The 15390-nt window shown below is 66.5% G+C and carries 16 protein-coding genes; 6 read left to right on the top strand and 10 right to left on the bottom strand.

Annotated elements, in window-relative coordinates; translation table 11 throughout:
- Window positions 1-6: 6 nt before the first annotated feature.
- The gene (locus ACYQ6W_RS14415; RefSeq protein WP_459676203.1) at window positions 7-1596 is read right to left on the bottom strand and encodes an efflux transporter outer membrane subunit; all 1590 of its coding nucleotides are present in this window, start codon (window positions 1594-1596) and stop codon (window positions 7-9) included.
- Window positions 1597-1699: 103 nt separating this feature from the next.
- On the opposite strand from ACYQ6W_RS14415, the gene ACYQ6W_RS14410 reads away from it, so the two are divergent.
- The 4 genes from ACYQ6W_RS14410 to ACYQ6W_RS14395 all read left to right on the top strand — a co-directional run bounded on the left by ACYQ6W_RS14410 (window position 1700) and on the right by ACYQ6W_RS14395 (window position 4592).
- Window positions 1700-2365 carry a TetR/AcrR family transcriptional regulator C-terminal domain-containing protein gene (locus ACYQ6W_RS14410; RefSeq protein ID WP_459676202.1) on the top strand — a complete coding sequence of 222 codons (666 nt, stop codon included), beginning with the start codon at window positions 1700-1702 and terminating at the stop codon, window positions 2363-2365.
- On the top strand, window positions 2362-3789 hold the full coding sequence (locus ACYQ6W_RS14405; protein WP_459676200.1) for a dipeptidase: 1428 nt from the start codon (window positions 2362-2364) through the stop codon (window positions 3787-3789). Before ACYQ6W_RS14410 ends, ACYQ6W_RS14405 begins: the two co-directional genes overlap by 4 nt.
- Window positions 3790-3828: 39 nt before the next feature.
- Window positions 3829-4203, top strand: a complete 375-nt coding sequence (locus ACYQ6W_RS14400; protein WP_459676199.1) for an RT0821/Lpp0805 family surface protein — start codon at window positions 3829-3831, stop codon at window positions 4201-4203.
- A gap of 167 nt (window positions 4204-4370) precedes the next feature.
- Window positions 4371-4592 carry a hypothetical protein gene (locus ACYQ6W_RS14395; protein WP_459676197.1) on the top strand — a complete coding sequence of 74 codons (222 nt, stop codon included), beginning with the start codon at window positions 4371-4373 and terminating at the stop codon, window positions 4590-4592.
- Between the two features lie 10 nt (window positions 4593-4602).
- Here ACYQ6W_RS14395 and ACYQ6W_RS14390 read toward each other — a convergent pair whose 3' ends face one another.
- Window positions 4603-5502, bottom strand: a complete 900-nt coding sequence (locus ACYQ6W_RS14390) for a LysR family transcriptional regulator (protein ID WP_459676196.1) — start codon at window positions 5500-5502, stop codon at window positions 4603-4605.
- A gap of 93 nt (window positions 5503-5595) precedes the next feature.
- Between ACYQ6W_RS14390 and ACYQ6W_RS14385 the strand changes: the two genes are divergently transcribed.
- Window positions 5596-6477: an aldo/keto reductase family oxidoreductase gene (locus ACYQ6W_RS14385; protein WP_459676194.1), complete on the top strand. Its 882-nt coding sequence runs from the start codon at window positions 5596-5598 to the stop codon at window positions 6475-6477.
- A 60-nt stretch (window positions 6478-6537) separates the two neighbouring features.
- The gene (locus ACYQ6W_RS14380; protein WP_459676193.1) at window positions 6538-7221 is read left to right on the top strand and encodes a DJ-1/PfpI family protein; all 684 of its coding nucleotides are present in this window, start codon (window positions 6538-6540) and stop codon (window positions 7219-7221) included.
- Here the strand turns inward: ACYQ6W_RS14380 and ACYQ6W_RS14375 are convergent.
- From ACYQ6W_RS14375 to kaiC, 8 genes are all read right to left on the bottom strand, one after another.
- Window positions 7218-7400: a hypothetical protein gene (locus ACYQ6W_RS14375; RefSeq protein WP_459676191.1), complete on the bottom strand. Its 183-nt coding sequence runs from the start codon at window positions 7398-7400 to the stop codon at window positions 7218-7220. The two genes, ACYQ6W_RS14380 and ACYQ6W_RS14375, sit on opposite strands and share 4 nt — an antisense overlap.
- Window positions 7401-7602: 202 nt before the next feature.
- Complete coding sequence (locus ACYQ6W_RS14370; protein ID WP_459676190.1) at window positions 7603-8418, bottom strand: hypothetical protein; 816 nt, start codon at window positions 8416-8418, stop codon at window positions 7603-7605.
- Window positions 8419-8509: 91 nt separating this feature from the next.
- Window positions 8510-9319, bottom strand: coding sequence for a bestrophin-like domain (locus ACYQ6W_RS14365; protein WP_459676188.1), 810 nt, complete (start codon window positions 9317-9319; stop codon window positions 8510-8512).
- A gap of 120 nt (window positions 9320-9439) precedes the next feature.
- Entirely contained in the window at window positions 9440-11026 is a 1587-nt protein-coding gene (locus ACYQ6W_RS14360; protein WP_459676241.1) for a mechanosensitive ion channel family protein, read from the bottom strand.
- 228 nt (window positions 11027-11254) lie between these two features.
- On the bottom strand, window positions 11255-11455 hold the full coding sequence (locus ACYQ6W_RS14355; RefSeq protein WP_459676187.1) for a hypothetical protein: 201 nt from the start codon (window positions 11453-11455) through the stop codon (window positions 11255-11257).
- Between the two features lie 81 nt (window positions 11456-11536).
- On the bottom strand, window positions 11537-13309 hold the full coding sequence (locus tag ACYQ6W_RS14350) for an ATP-binding protein (RefSeq protein WP_459676185.1): 1773 nt from the start codon (window positions 13307-13309) through the stop codon (window positions 11537-11539).
- Complete coding sequence (locus ACYQ6W_RS14345; protein WP_459676184.1) at window positions 13309-13635, bottom strand: circadian clock KaiB family protein; 327 nt, start codon at window positions 13633-13635, stop codon at window positions 13309-13311. The genes ACYQ6W_RS14350 and ACYQ6W_RS14345 overlap by 1 nt, the downstream gene beginning before the upstream one ends.
- Window positions 13632-15332, bottom strand: a complete 1701-nt coding sequence (gene kaiC, locus ACYQ6W_RS14340) for a circadian clock protein KaiC (protein WP_459676183.1) — start codon at window positions 15330-15332, stop codon at window positions 13632-13634. Before kaiC ends, ACYQ6W_RS14345 begins: the two co-directional genes overlap by 4 nt.
- Window positions 15333-15390: the final 58 nt, after the last annotated feature.

The following is a 15390-nucleotide window of genomic DNA, read 5'->3' as shown; positions in this document are numbered from 1 at the left end:
GCTGCCTCAGCTCGCGTTGCCGCCGGTCACCGCCGTCTTGATCGTCTGGCCGATCGAGGCATTGGGCTCGGCCTCGTTCGCAGGCGTCGGGAAGGTGTCCTCCCAGCCGCCGCCGAGCGCGAGATAGAGAGAGACGAGATCGGTCGAGACGGCCGCGATGCTGTCCTGCAACTGGCGTTGACTGGTCAGCACGTTCTGCTGCGCGTTGAGCACGTCGATATAGGTTGCGATCCCCTGGGTGTAGCGATCCCGCGCCAGATCGAAGGCGTGCTGATTGGCGGCGACGGCCTTGGTCAGCAGCACGCGGCGCTGCTGCTCCTGATCGTAGTCGGTGAGCGCGTTGTCAACGTCCTCGAAGGCTTGCAGAACGGTCTTGTCGTAGGAGACCATGGCCTCCTTCTGCCGCTCCTTTGCCAGATGCAGCTGCTCGACCAGCTTGCCGCCCTGGAAGATGGGCACCTGTACCATGCCGCCCAGGATGTAGGTGCGCGCCGCGGTGGTGAAGAGATCCTGCGTCGCGTTCGATTCGATACCGAAAACGCCAAGCAGATTGAAGCTCGGGAAGAAGCTCGCGACCGAGACGCCGATATTCGCGGTCGCCTGATGCAGATTGGCCTCCGCCTCCATGATGTCGGGGCGGCGGCGCAGCAGATCGGAGGGCAGGCCCACCGGAATGACGGCCGGCGTCGGCGGCACAGCCTCGGGCGTGATGAGTTCGGACTGCAGCGCGCGCGGCGGCAGGGCCAGCAGCATGCTGAGCGCGTTGATATACTGCGCCACCTGCTGCTGGGCCTGCGGCACCGTTGCTTCCGTCGTGGTGAGCTGTGCCTGTTCCTGCGCAACGTCGAGCTGGTCGGTGAGGCCCGCGACCGCGCGCTGGCGCGTCAGCGTCAACAGCTTCTGCGCGGTGTTCACGTTGTCCTCGGCGATGCGCAGCTGCATCTGCGCGTTGCGCAGCTGCACGTAGTCACGCGCGACCTCCGCCATCATCTGGATCAGCACGCCGCGGCGGTCGATTTCTGACGCCTGGATCGCGGCATTGCCCGCTTCCACCTGACGCCGCACCTTGCCGAAGATGTCGAGTGTCCAGGTCGCGTCGAACCCGTATTGATAGATCGACATCGGGCTGATGCTCGAAGAACCCGATCCGCCGCCCGAGGACGAGGAGGAACTGCCACCACCGAAAAGCGAGCCGCCCTTGTCGGAGAGCTTGATGTCGGCCGCCGTCGCATTGCCGTTTACGCTCGGGAAGAAGGCGGAGGCGGTGACGCCCGCATTGGCGCGGGCTTCCGCCAGCCGGATCGTCGCGGTCTTCACGTCGAGATTCTGGGCGATGGCGCGCTGGATCAGCGAATTGAGTTCGGGATCGTTGAAGCTCTTCCACCAAGAGACTTCGATGGGCGCCGCATCCGGCTGGCTGACGCCCTGGCCCACGCTGCGTCCCGTCAGAAAGGATGCGGGGTCATAGGGCGGCGTCGGCTTCTTGAAGTCCGGCCCGACCGCGCAGCCAGCCATCATGACCAGGCTTGCGGTCGCGGCAGACCATGTCAAACCGGCCCGGGCCTTCGTCAGGGCTTGTCTCAAGGTCTTGGCCAACGATGCCGCTCCTGCCACGCGCTATGACCGAACGGTTCGGTTAGCTGCTTGTATGATAGGAGCGGGACCGGCATTGTCAAACCTGCCGAGGCGGGGAGAGAGCGTGAGCGGGACCGATAACACCAATGCGACGGACGCAGATGCGCCGGCCGAGGCGCTGTCGCCCGAGCGGCGCCAGGCGATCCTCGACGGCGCCGGACGCGTCTTCGCCCGCGACGGCTACGAAGGCGCGAGCATGGCGCGCATCGCCCGCGAAGTCGGCGTTTCCAAAGGCACGCTTTACAACTATTTCCCGAGCAAGGCGGCGCTCTTCCACGGCGTGATCTCCACTTCCTGTGACAGCGCCTTCCGGCACCTCCTGCCCGATGCGCAAAGCCTGGACAGCGCGGAGACGACGCTGCGCAGCCTCGGGCTCACCATCGTCGAGATGATGGTTTCGCCCTTCCGCCGCGCCATTCACACCATGGTGATGTCGGAAGCCGAAAAGTTCCCCGAACTCGCCCGGATCTTCTACGAGGCGGGCCCCCAGCGCGCCCTCACCTACCTCGCGGGCTGGCTGCGACAGCAGACCGAGGCTGGCCATTTCACCATCGTGGATGCCGACTTTGCGGCAGAACAATTCGTCGCCCTCTGTCAGACCAAGCTGGTGATGCGCGCCCGGCTGCGCCTGGCCGAGCCGACACCGGCCGAGGTTGAACGTGTCGTCCAGGGTGCTATTGCGGTCTTCCTCGCAGCCTATGGCGTGCCGACCCAAGGAGAGAAGACGTGACCGCAGCCCCCAACCAGACCGAGGCCGTGCTGGCCCGCTTGAAGGCGACGGAAGCCGAGGCCGAGGCCAGCCTGTGCGACTTCCTCTCCATCCCGAGCGTCAGCGCCCAACCGGCCCATGCGGCGGATTGCAGACGGGCGGCGGACTGGCTGCTGCGCGAATTCGCAGCCGTCGGCTTCACGATGCAGTTGCACGAGACGGCGGGGCATCCGATCGTCACCGGTCATTATCCGGGGCCCGCCGACCGTCGTGTCCCGCATGTCCTCTTCTACGGCCATTACGACGTGCAGCCGGCGGATCCGCTGGAGCTGTGGACCAGCCCTCCCTTCACGCCCACGATCGTGGACGGGCCGAAGGGCCGCCGGGTCGTCGCCCGCGGCGCGGTGGACGACAAGGGTCAGGTCATGACCTTCCTCTGGGCCTGCCGCGCCTGGCATCAGGCGACGGGCAGCCTGCCCATCCGCATCACCCTGCTGCTGGAAGGCGAGGAAGAGGTGGGGTCGGCCAATCTGGAAGCCTTCATCGACGGCCACAAGGATCTGCTCGCAGCCGACATCGCGCTCGTCAGCGACACCGACATGTGGGACCGCGAGACCCCGGCGCTGACCACCCGGCTGCGCGGCCTCGTCTACACCCAGGTCGATCTGATCGGGCCGGACAAGGATCTGCATTCCGGCATGTTCGGCGGCGCCGCGCTCAACCCGATCAACGCGCTGACGCGCATCCTGGGCGATCTGCATGATGAACAGGGCCGCGTGCAGATCCCGGGATTCTACGATGGCGTGGACGAACTGCCCCCGGCACTCGCCGCCCAATGGGCATCGCTCGGCGTCGACGAGAGCGAGATGCTGGCGGCGATCGGTCTGACGCATGGGGCCGGCGAAACGGGCCGGCCGGTGCTGGAGCGGGTCTGGGCGCGGCCGACCGCGGACATCAACGGCATCTGGGGCGGCTATACGGGCGAAGGTGCCAAGACGGTCATCGCCTCCCACGCCCATGCCAAAGTCTCCTTCCGGCTCGTCGGCCGGCAGGACCCGGCGCGCGTGCTCGCCGGTTTCGAGCGCTTCCTGGCCGATCGCACGCCGCCAGGCGCCCGCCTTAGCCTGCAGGAATATGGGCTGAACCCGGCGGTGGAAGTTGCCATGGACAATCCCTTCGTGCCGGCGGCGCAGGCGGCGCTGCGCGAGGAATACGGGCGCGAGCCGGTGCTCATGGGATCGGGCGGCTCCATCCCCGTCGTCGGCACCTTCAAGATCGCGCTTGGCCTTGACACCATCCTGATGGGTTTCGGCCTCGACGATGACCAGGTGCACAGCCCCAACGAGAAATTCGACATCGCCTGCTTCCGGGGCGGCGCGCGCAGCCACGCCCGTCTGCTCGGCAAGCTCGCGGCCGCGGTTGCGGAGGGCGGGGTTGCGCGATAAGCGAGAGAGACCATTCCACTGGCGAAGCGGGAGCTCTCCATGTCGCGCAAGTCTCTGATCCTTCTGGCGGCGGCCGTCGCCTTGGGTGGCATCGTGCCCGGCCTTCTGCCCGCGCCGGCCGCGGCCCAGGTGATGCAGAGCTATCTGCCCCGACGGCTGACCAATAGCGACATGACGATCCTCCGCACCGAGGCCGGCAAGCTCGGCCCGGACGGCCCGCAGGAAGAGTCCTGGACCAACCCGAAGACGAAGCATTCGGGCACCGTGACCTTCAAGAAGCAGTTCGAAAGCCATGGGCTGCAGTGCCGGGAGTTCGGCTACACCTTCCACACCGGCGTCAGCACCGACGGAATGCCCTACAAGCTGACTTGGTGCCAGAAGCCGGATGGCGAATGGGCCATCGCCAGCCAGTGAAATCGTGACAGGGCCAGCGGGCAAGTCCCGCTGGCTGTCGCCTCTTTTTCGGGCCTATGGTGAGGACCCTCGTACAGACCCCGCGGACGATGACGCAGAGCCTTTCCCCTTCCCCGCCCCTTTCCATCGATGATTGCCGCCAGGCCGGCGTGGCCTTCGGGGAATCGATGCGCGGCCGGTCTCGCCAGAAATTCGAAAGCGCGCTGATGCGGCGCATCGACCAGTTGGTCGCGAGCCTGGCCGAAACCAAGATGGACGAGGACGAAGCGGTGGCGGCCTTCGACGTCGCCGCCTGGGACGCCTGGGAGGCGGTGCTCGGCGCCCTCGCCGCGCCGGAGCCCCCGGCCGAACCCGGCCGCACCGCCGCCCGCCCGCGCGGCAAGGGCTGACGCAAGGCGGTTAGCCCGCCACCTTCAGATGGTCGATGAAGGCGCGGAGCGGCGCCGGAACCAGCCGCCGCCCGGGGTAGTAGAGAAACGGCCCCGGGAAGGAGAGCCACCACTCGGGCAGAATGGGCACCAGGGCGCCGCTGTCGATATACGGCTGCAACCACTCTTCGAAGAGATAGATGATGCCGGCGCCGCTGAGTGCCGCCGACACCGAAAGTTCCACAGCCCCGCCGAGATTGACGATCAGCGGCCCTGTTGGATCGAGCTTCACCACCTCGCCTGCCCGCTCGAATTCCCAGGTGACGACGCCACCCCGAGTCAGGCGCCCCGGCAGGCAGGCATGGCCGAGCAGGTCGCGCGGATGCGCCGGCACACCTCGCCGAGCGAGATAGGCGGGTGACGCGGCCAGAGCGAAGCGCTGCACGCGCGGGCCGATGGGCACCGCGATCATGTCCTGCTCCAGCCGCTCATCGTAGCGGATGCCGGCATCGAAACCGGCGGCCAGCATGTCCACGAAGCCGTCTTCCGCCATGATCTCCAGCCGGATGTCGGGATAGGCCGCGAGGAAGCCGGGGACGATGCGCGGCAGGATCAGCCGGGCCGCCACCACCGGCACGTTGAGGCGGAGCGTACCGGCAGGCTTCTCGCGAAAGCCGTTCACGATGTCGAGGGCGGATTCGACCTCCGCCAAGGCCGGAGCCAGCCGCTCGACCAGCCGTGCGCCCGCTTCGGTGGGACGGACGCTGCGGGTCGTGCGATGGAAGAGGCGAAGCCCGAGGCGCGCTTCCAGCCGGCTCACCGCCTCGCTGAGGCCGGAGGCGCTGGCTCCCGTGATCCGTGCCGCATCTCGGAAACCGCCGGTCCGCGCCACCGCCAGAAAGGCGTTTAGATCGTCGAGCTCGACCGCCATTGTTCGGCTCTCCGCACAAGCTGTTCGGATTGTAGCTGGTTATCGTGCGCTGGTGCAGACCCTATCTTCTGGTCACACAGAGAGGAGACCACCATGACGATGATCGACAGTGCCGGCACTTACACCCTGGGCGACAGCACCGTGCGCCGGCTGGGCTACGGCGCCATGCAGCTGGCCGGTCCCCACGTCTTCGGCCCGCCGAAGGACCGCGCGGTGGCCGTCGCCGTGCTGCGGGAGGCGGTGGCCCAGGGCGTCAACCACATCGACACCTCCGACTTCTACGGGCCGCACGTTACCAACGAGATCATCCGCGAAGCGCTGCACCCCTATCCGGAGGATCTGGTGATCGTCACCAAGGTTGCGGCAAAGCGCGGTTCGGACGGCGCATGGCTGCCCGCCCTGTCCAAGGAGGAATTGACGCAGGCGGTGCATGACAATCTCCGCAGTCTCGGCCTGGAGCAGCTGGAGGTCGTCAACTTCCGCAGCATGCACGGGCTGCACACCCCGGCCGAAGGTTCGATCGCCGAACAGATCGAGACGCTGGCGGAGCTGAAGGCACAAGGTCTCATCCGCCACATCGGCGTGAGCCACGTGACGCCGACGCAGCTTGCGGAAGCGCGCAGCATCACACCGATTGTCTGCGTGCAGAACTTCTACAACCTCGCCAATCGCGGCGACGAGGCGATGATCGAGCAACTCGCGGCCGAGGGCATCCCCTACGTACCCTATTTCCCGCTGGGCGGCTTCACGCCCCTGCAGTCGAGCATCCTGACGGAGGTGGCCGAACACGCAGCGGCGACGCCGATGCAGGTGGCGATCGCCTGGCTGCTGCAGCGTTCGCCGAATATCCTGCTCATTCCAGGCACCAGCTCGCTCGGCCATTTGCGGGAAAATCTCGAAGCCTCCGCCATCCATCTCTCGGACGGGGCGCGCGCAAAGCTCGACCTGCTGAGCGAGAAGAAGGACGAGGCCTAAGCGCTCTGGCGGAATGGCCGAGGCTGCGGCAGCATGGCCACCTCAACAGGAGGCCGTGACGTGACACTCAGCTTCGGCATTCTCGTCTTTCCCGGCGTGCAGCAGCTCGATCTCACGGGCCCCTACGAGGTCTTTGCCTCGGCGACGGACGCGGCGGTGCATCTGCTGTGGAAGACGACCGAGCCGGTGACCGCCTCAACCGGCCTGGTTCTGCACCCGACGGCCAGCTTCGCCGAGGCCCCGCCCCTCGACCTGCTGTGCGTCCCGGGCGGCGCCGGCGTCAACGCGCTGCTGGAGGACGCGGAGACTCTTGCCTTCCTGCGTGCCAAGGCCCCCGCCACCCGCTTCCTCACCTCCGTCTGCACCGGCGCACTGGTGCTGGGGGCGGCTGGGCTCATCGCCGGCCGGCGGGTAGCGACGCATTGGAATGCACGGGATTTTCTGCCGGCCTTCGGCGCGATTCCGGATAGCGGCCGGGTGGTGCGCGACGGCACGCTCATCACAGCAGGCGGGGTCACCAGTGGCATTGATTTCGGCTTGTCGGTGATCGCCGAGCTTTATGGCCAGGCGGAAGCTGAGCGCATCCAGCTCACCCTGGAATATGCCCCTGCACCGCCCTTTTCGGCCGGGCGGCCCGAGGATGCGCCCGCCACAGTTCTTGCGGCGGCGCGGCAGGTGCTCGCCACCGGTCGGGCGGCGCGTGAAGCGATCATCGCCCGGATCGCTCCCCCGGCTGAAGCTTAGTTCTTCCGTTCGATGTCGGCGAGCCAACGATCGAGCGAACCCAGGAGCTGCCGAGCGTCTTCCGGATCGATCGGCAGATAGACAGCCGGTGTTCCCCTGGCTTCCGCCTCTTCCGACCACAGGGTCAGCACGAAATTCTGCACCCCGGCTACCGTCGTCAGTCGCTCCGCACGTTTCATGGCCATCCAACTCCGTGATGTCCGTCAGAGATAATCCCTACTTATTAAGTAGGATTTCTGGCCATGTCAATAAATTTGCACGTGCTTCATAGCGCTACCTGTTCAAATGAAGGTTGTGATCAGAGACGGCAGCGGCTGTGCCGTAGCGACAAAGAAGAACGACTAGGTGAAAATTCCGACTAAGAGCGCCTAGGGCTCCTGCTCAACTCCCAAGCCGGCGGAGTTCGTCCGACTTGCGCAGGAAGGCAAGGTAGTGGCCGGCGGAGCTGATGGCCTGCTGCTTTTCAGCCAGGGCGCTGAGATACATCTCGTTCAGGATGGAACGCAGTTTGGCGCGAAAGAACACGTAATTCTCGGGCAGTAGGGCCCCGCTCCGATACCACCCACCGCGGAAGAGCCAATCGCCCAGCCGTTCGGCGACCGTGATGTCGAGTCCCTCGAAGAACCGAGTCTCCAACGCATCACCCGTATCGCCCTGCTGGCGATTGTCGAGTTCCGGCACTAGGTCGTAGGCGATGCGCTGGCCCACAGCCTGGAGCAAGTTCCGATCCGCGAAGAAGAGACACGTCGAAACCCAACGGGAGACCGGCAGGCCGGCGATGCAAAGCGTCACCCCAGGACCATAGCGGTCAACCGTGCCGAAGAGGACAGGAAGGCGCCCGGTGAGGGAAGCCGCAAAGGCGGCGTAGGTCAGACAGACATTGTGATCCCAATCCTTCCGGCCGATCGTATCGTTGAGGAAGAAAACACCTCGGGACCGGCCCAGCTCGCCCAACTGGACGATATGGTCTAATCCCGTCTGATAAGCGCCGAATTCCATTCGGCGGTTGTCATCCGCCAGCACCGCGTCGAACAGCTCAGCTTCGGCACCTGCCTGCTCCAAGATCCTGCCGCCCCCGGTGGAGACGGCCAAGATAGAGATCTGGGGAATGAACTGGCGCAACTGCCGGATAAACCAGAGAGAGCGCCCAACATCGGAGGCTCGGTAGGCACAGAAGACAGCGTGAAACCGATCCATGAGACCAGGGCTCTCCTGCACACAGCCGCGCCAGGCCACTTCGGCCGGGCACAGACAGAGCGCTCTCTTCTCGGAGAGCACATAGCGGGGATCAAGGGCGTTTTGACGTATCCGCAGCTTGCGGAGAGCGGAGCGGGACGATCGGGATGTCGTTGACATGCGCCAGCGTGTTCACCAATGTTTCCGGCGCGATGCGGATGCTGCCCTCGAAGGGGTAGTCCAGCAGATGAATGGTCACCAGGATGGTGGCGAGGAAGGCGGCGAAGATGCCGACCAGGACCGACTGCACGCCGTGATGGCCGACGCCGCTCGCCATCACGAAGAGCACGAGCACGCCTGAGAAGCCGATCAGCAAGCCCCAGACCCAGGGCGGCACATTGGTTTCCAGCTGAAACAGCCGCAACTGCCGCTGGTCGCGCACGTCGCTGGTGAGGTGCAGCAGGCTTTCCCGGGTGCCGACGACCAGGGCGTCGCTGAGGGGTACCGCGGCCACCGCGGCGAACAGATGGGTGAAGGCATCTGTCGTCTGCGGGCTGATCTGGCGCCGCGCCATGGCCGGCCATTCGCTCTCCACCTCGCTCTGCACGTAGCGGGCGAGCGCCTGGCGCACGGCGGCAGCGGCCTCGGGCGGCAGATAGGCCGAGCGATCGGCCATGTTCTGCAAGTCCAGCGCTTCGCGGTCCACCGCGTTGGACGCGTCGTTGAACTGATCCCAGACATTGGTGAAGACGAAGGCAATGATGACGGCGAGAATGACGCCCATCTGCAGAAAGACGGCGATGCCGACTTCGTGGAACTGCCGGCGGCTTTCGTGATGCGTCCGGCGCGAGATCAGGTAGCTGGCGACAGCCGGCACCAGAAAGGCCGCGACAACGACGAGCAAGGCACTGAAGTAGGTCACACGGCCCCCCGCCGCTCGTGCCACCACATGCGGGGGCCCAATGGGCTTATGTCGTCGCACCCCCTGTATTGGCAACCCATCTCGGCAAGCCTGGGACAGGCGGGGTCCGCGAACCCTGCCCTATCCGGCCGCGGCGAAGCTCGCGCCGGCCTCTGCCACGCACTGCATCACGCCGAACAGCAGCGCCTCCTGAACCTCGAGGAAGAAGGCGTAATCCGTCGTCAAGACATGCGCCTGCAACTGCACGGTGATAGCCGACCCGCCAAGGCTTGTCAGCGCGACGCGCGGGAAGCCCGGCCGCTTCTCCACCTGCGGATGGTCCGTCAACAGTCGCCGCAGCCCGTCCAGCACCGCCTGGCACTGTTCGGAGGAGGTATCGGCGCGCAACGTGATGTCATGGCGGAAGAGGCACTTGGAGCGCATCGACGCGTTGTTGACGTGCATCCGGGCCAGATCGCCATTCGGCACGGTGGTGAGCGTGCCGTCGAGTTCCCGGATCCGGCTCGAACGCGGACCGATCGATTCCACCACGCCCGATTGCGGGCCGTATTGGATGAAGTCTCCGACGCGGAAGGGCCGGTCCGCGAAGATCGAAAAACCGCCGATGAGGTTCTCGACCGTCGACTGCGAGGCGAGCGCCACCGCAATGCCGCCGACGCCGAGGCCGGCGACGAGGCCGAGGGCGGGAATGCCGATCTGATTGGCACCGTAGAGCAGCAGAACCGCGACGGCGGCGAAGCCGCCGAGCCGCGCGCAGAGCCGCAAGAGGTGCGAGTCGTAGCTGTTGTCCGGGATGCGGGGCGAGGCGATGACGGCTTCCGCAAGCAGGAAGCAGAGGCGCCAGGCCGCCCAAGCGGCGATGAGATAGAGCAGCAGAACGGAAAAGAAGACCTCCGCCACGGCGAAGGTGCCGGAGAGGTTGAGCTGGGACCGCACCAGCAGGATGAAGATCATGTAGAGCAGGAAGAGCCCGAGCGGCGCCACCAAGCCGGCGGCGGCACGGCGGAATCGGCTATGGCCGCGGCCCCAGCGCCGCGTGACCAGGAGCCAGAGGGCGGCGAGGCACAGGACCACGCCAAAGGCGATCAAGGTCGCCGCGATCTTCCAGAGCGGCGTCCCCAGCACGGTGTTCAGAGACCATCGCGGCAGTGCGGCAATCAGGGAGGCCGGGATCAGCGGCCCGGTGATGTTGACCTGCACCATCCGCCAGTTGGCGGCCTTGCTCGGCCGCAGCATCGGCTGATCCTGCATGAGCTCGTGATCGGCCGGGAGCTGCGCCACGGTATCCGCGGTGAAGAGATACTCGCCCTTCTGCGGCCCGCTCTCCATCCGCGCGATGGTGATCGCGGTACCCGGAATGAGCCACTTGTCGGGCAGCTTGCCGCCGGTCCAGCCAGGGGCGCCCGGAATGCTGGCCGGTGGGATGTCGGGCAAGCGGTTGAGGATGTCGGCGAGATACATGGCGGCCGAAGCACCTGCCTTCTGCCGCAGAGCCGGCGCCGCATCCGACAGATCGAAGAGGTCGCCGGCCCGCCGCGCCGTGAAGACCAGGCGCCGCTCGCCATCCAGGGTCTTATGGTTCGTATAGGCGATGAATTCCGCTTCGGTCCGGGCCGTCTGCCGCAGGAAGGATTGATAAGTGGCGCTCGGGCTCGACGTATCGAGCGGCTGCAGCGGCGTATCGGCTGCCGCGACACGGAGTGTCACGAGCAAGAAAACAAGCAACGGCAACGGGGCCAGAAGGTGCCGGCCGATTTCCATGAGGACGCGCAGCCGCCGCCGCCCTCGCCTCCGCTCGCGCGCCTGAGTCACCCGCCCCTCCCGTTTCGACCTGGCAATCGTTGCTCTATGCCACTGGGAAAGGTGAGCGGCCAGGAGGACTGCCGGGCAAGGTCTTTTTCTGGTCGTAGCCCGCTACCGGCTGGGCGGCGCTGCTCACCGCCGGCTGAGAAGCTTCTGAACCTCCTCGAAAACCTCCACCGCGTCCTGGGCCTGTCCCTCGACCGTTCGGCGGTAATCCGCGCGAATGGCAAGAATCTGGGCGGCGAGGATCGCCGCAGCCTGCAAGCGGCCCGATTCGAGCGTCGCCTCGGCAATGGCTTGCGCGTCGTCGCTCGGGTTCAATCCCGCGTTCATGACGAATCTCCCTGTCTTTTTATCGTCTTGCGGGAGACCCTAGGGGTTGCGGGGGCGGCTGGGAAGCCGTGCAGGCTCCGCTCAAACGCCTTCGATCACCTCTTTGATGCGGCGCGCCAGCGTCTCCATACTGAAGGGCTTGCTCTGGATGTGCATGCCGGGCGCGAGATTGCTCGCATTGAGCACTGAATGCTCGGCATAGCCGGTGATGAAGAGCACTTTGAGGTCCGGTCGCACGATGCGCGCGGCTTCGGCGAGCGCGCGGCCGTTCAGACCGCCGGGCAGGCCGACATCGGTGACGAGGAGATCGATCGGCAGATCGGATTGCAGCAGGGCGAGCGCGCCCGTGCCTTCGGCGGCTTCCAGGGCCTTGTATCCGAGGTCGGTCAGCACCTCCGTCACCAGCATGCGCACCGTCGGCTCGTCGTCCACCACCAGCACGGCTTCGCCCGCCGCGGCGCGCGGCACTTCCGCCCGCTCGCCCTGGGCCAGCGCCGCCGCGGCGGCGCCGCCATGCGCGGGCAGATAGAGGGACACGCAAGTTCCCTGGCCGAGCGCCGAGTCGATATGCACCTGCCCGCCCGACTGCTGGACGAAGCCGTAGATCATCGACAAGCCGAGACCGGTGCCGACGCCGATGGGCTTGGTCGTGAAAAAGGGATCGAAGGCGCGGGACAGAACCTCGGGCGACATGCCGGTGCCGGTGTCTCGCACCCGAAGCTCGACATAGGCGCCGGGCGCCAAAGACAGGGTCTGCGCCGCCGCCGAGTCGACCTGCACGCGGCGCATGTCGATCAGGATGTCGCCGCCCTGTGGCATGGCGTCCCGGGCATTGATGCAGAGGTTGAGGAGCGCATTCTCCATCTGCCCGGGATCGACCAAGACATGCAGGGCGCCCTCCTCCGCGGCCGTCGTTCGCACGGCGATTTCCGGGCCCACGCTCCGCTGGATCAGCTCGCGCATGCCGTCAACCAGATCGGCGAGGTCGGTCGCCTTGGGTGCCAAGGTCTGGCGGCGGGAGAAGGCGAGCAGCCGGTGGGTGAGCGCCGCGGCCCGGCGCGCGCCGTCCTGCGCGACACTCACATAGCGCTCGATTCCCTGCAGCCGCCCCTGGGAGAGGCGCGTCTGCAGCAGCTCGAGACCCGCCGTGATGCCGGTCAGGAGATTGTTGAAATCATGCGCGAGGCCGCCGGTCAGCTGCCCGACCGCCTCCATCTTCTGGCTCTGCCGCAGCGCGTCCTCAATCCGCTCGCGTTCGGCGATCTGCTCCTTCAGCCGGGCATTGCTCTCGGCCAAGGCACGGATATGAAGCTTATGTTCGGTGAGGTCGGTCACCACGCCACACAGCAGCATGGAGGGGCTGTCGCGCCCCGTGCCCTCTCCCGGCAACGGGCTGAGCGAAAGATAGACCGGCACCCAGGTCTGATCCGCCGCCACCAGCGTGAACTCCCGCCGCGCGCCGCCGAGTGCCGCAGCGGACAGAAAGGAGGGGAGGCCCTCGCGATCCTCGCCTGAGAGGATGGAGCCGAGGCCGCGCCCGACCAGGCTCGCGGGCTCCGAACGCAGCATCCCCGCCAGACGCGTATTGGTGTAGAGGATGACGCCATCCTCGTTCAGGGTCAGCGCACCTTCCTGGATCTGCTCGATCAGCACGCGGTAGGGCCGGTCCGCGCCCTGCAGGGTGTAGACCGCGTGCTCGCGCCGCGGCGTGGCCACCACCAGAGCGTCGATTTCGCCGCGCCGAATGGCCTCGAGCGTCTCCTCACTCTCTTGCAGCCGCGTCTCGAGCTCCCGGATGCGCGCCGCCATCGCGGCGACGTCGCCACCCCTTCCCGGCGCGTCTCCGCCCGGCATCAGCCGGCGCCCTTGGCTCGCACGTCGAGACCGACGAGCACCTTGTCGGTGTTGGAGAGATCCCCGATGATCCGCTTCAGCGGCGTAGGCAGCTTGCGGACGAGGGTCGGGATGGCGAGGATCTGATCCCCTGCCGCGAGGCGGGGGTTCTGGATGAGGTCGATCACCTCGATTTCGTAGCGACCGGCGAGATGCTCCTCGCACACCCGCTTGAGGTTGGAGAGAGCCGCCAGGGACTTGCTGGTCTGCCCCGCGACGTAGAGGCGCAGGTGGTAGTGCTCGGGATCGTCGTTCATCGCGTCGTCAGCCTGGTCGTCGTCCGTCATTCTGCAGCCCCCCGCATCGCTGCCATCGTCTCTCGGTCTCGCAGAAGCTCTTCTTCGCGGCTGCCGAGCTCAGCGAGGAGGAGGGATTCTTCCTGCTCCTCGTCGGTCAGCACCGCCTGGAGCTCCGCGATCTGCCGTTCGATCCCGGCACGGCGCCGCGCGAGATCCCGCCGGCGACGCTCAGCCTCCTGCTGGCGGGCAAGCTGTGCGGCTTCCTCCCGGGCGCGCTGCGCGACCCGTGCCGTGCCGGTGAGCACGCCTTCCGGCCCGATATAGGGCTCGATCAACTCGATGCCCGCGCCCGTGATCCGGTATTCACGGATCTGGTTGGAGTGGCTCATGCCACGGGCCTTGAGCATGTACAGCGTGCGGTTGAGCTCGCCATTCGCCTCGTCGTTATCGAGCTTGATCCAGCCGTCCATCAGCGAGGAGAGGCCCATGTCGGCATAATCGACCAGCCCGCCGTCGCTGCGCAGGCTGGTGAAAACGCCCAGGATGCCGCGGCTCTTCAGCAGGTCGATCATGCGCAGCAGCGTGCCGTGGACCTCGGAATCCGGGCCGCGAAAGGCGGAGATCGGATCGATGACGACGACCTCGGGGCGAAACTCCTCGAGATCGCGATTCATCCGGGCCAGATGCATTTCCAGACCAAAAAGACTTGGCCGCGAAGCCTCGAAGCGCAGCAGACCGGCATCGAGCCAGCGCCGCAGATCCAGCCCGTAAGACAGGGCGTTGCGCGCGATCTCGTCGGCGCTTTCCTCGAAGGCGAAGAACAGGCAGCGCTCACCCCGCAGGCAGGCGGCATGGGCAAAATGGGTGGAGAAGGTGGTCTTTCCCGTGCCCGCGACGCCCGAAATGAGGATGCTGGAGCCGCGGTAGAAGCCACCGCGCCCGAGCATCGCATCGACCCCGAAGACGCCGGTGGAGACGACCTCCTGCGACGCGGGACGATAGAGGCCCGAGGAGGTAACAGGCAGGACGCTGATGCCGCCGGTATCGATGAGGAAGGGATATTCGTTCGTGCCGTGGGCCGAACCGCGATATTTGACGACGCGCATGCGCCGCGTCGTCACCTGATCCACCACCCGATTGTCGAGGAGGATCACGCAATCGGAGACGTATTCCTCCAACCCCTGGCGGGTCAGCTGCCCCTCGCCGCGCTCACCTGTGATGACGGCAGTGAGGCCCCGATCCTTGAGCCAGCCGAAGAGACGGCGCAGCTCGGCGCGCAGCAGGGCGGCATCGGTGAAGCCGGAGAACAGGGTCTCGATCGTATCGAGCACGACGCGCTTGGCGCCCACGCTGTCCACCGCGAAGCCGAGGCGCAGGAACAAGCCTTCGAGATCGTATTCGCCGTTCTCCTCGATCTCGCTCGGATCGACGCGGACATGGTCGATGGCGATCCTGCCCTGCGCCACCAGCCCGTCGAGATCGTAGCCGAGCGACGCGACGTTGGCGGCCAGATCCTCGGCCCGTTCCTCGAAGCTCATGAAGACGCCGGGCTCGTCGAAGCGAGTGGCGCCATGGACGAGGAAGGTGGTGGCAAACAGCGTCTTGCCGCAGCCGGCGGCACCGCAGACCAGGCTGGGCCTGCCGGAAGGCAGCCCCCCCAGGGTGATCTCGTCGAAGCCCACGATGCCCGTGGGCGTCTTCGCGAGGCCGGCGGCTGCCATAGGCTCGGTCAGATTATCGTGCATCGATCGGGGCGTCCTTCCGGGCCGCGTCGGCGCGCCGGCGGCATCGAGAGAACCAAGA

The sequence above is a fragment of the Acidisoma sp. 7E03 genome (assembly GCF_054665075.1).
Note: the sequence above shows the minus strand (reverse complement) of the source record. Positions and strands in the feature narration are given on the sequence as shown.